Annotated in this window: 1 pseudogene; it reads left to right on the top strand. The window is 61.4% G+C overall.

The features are described from left to right. Nucleotides 1-85: 85 nt before the first annotated feature. Nucleotides 86-828: pseudogene (gene eno / locus EN879_RS37565) on the top strand (phosphopyruvate hydratase); the annotation flags it as partial.

The raw sequence follows: 828 nt of genomic DNA, 5'->3' as shown, positions 1-828 counted from the left end.
CCATCGAGCCGTCTTCGAGAATGACATCGACCTCGACGGTCGGATTTCCACGGCTGTCCAGGATTTCACGCCCAACAAGAGCCGGCTTGGCGCCAACGCCATTCTCGGCGTTTCGCTGGCGGTGGCCAAGGCGGCCGCTGATGCCGCCGGCCTGCCGCTCTACCGTTATGTCGGAGGCACCAAGGCGCATCTCCTGCCGGTACCGATGATGAACATCATCAATGGCGGCGCGCATGCCGACAACCCGATCGATTTCCAGGAATTCATGATCCTGCCGATCGGCGCGCCGACGCTGCGCGAAGGTGTCCGCTGGGGTTCGGAAATCTTCCATACGCTGCGCAAGAAACTGAAGGATGCCGGCCACAACACCAATGTCGGCGACGAGGGCGGCTTTGCCCCGAACCTGAAAAGCGCTCCGGTGGCGCTCGATTTCATCATGGAATCGATCGAGCAGGCCGGCTTCAAGCCGGGCGACGAGATCGCGCTCGGCCTCGATTGCGCCGCGACCGAGTTCTTCAAGGACGGCAACTACGTCTATGAAGGCGAGAAAAAGACGCGCGATCCCAAGGCCCAGGCCAAATACCTGGCCAAGCTTGCCGCCGACTATCCGATCATCTCGATCGAGGACGGTCTTGCCGAGGACGATTGGGAAGGCTGGAAGTACCTGACCGACCTGATCGGCAAGAAGACGCAGCTGGTTGGCGACGATTTGTTCGTCACCAACACGGCGCGGCTGCGCGACGGCATCCGCATGGGGGTTGCCAACTCGATCCTGGTTAAGGTCAACCAGATCGGCTCGCTTACGGAAACGCTCGACGCCGTCGAGAC

It is taken from the genome of Mesorhizobium sp. M7A.F.Ca.AU.002.02.1.1 (assembly GCF_003998535.1).
GTDB lineage: Bacteria > Pseudomonadota > Alphaproteobacteria > Rhizobiales > Rhizobiaceae > Mesorhizobium > Mesorhizobium ciceri.
Note: the sequence above shows the minus strand (reverse complement) of the source record. Positions and strands in the feature narration are given on the sequence as shown.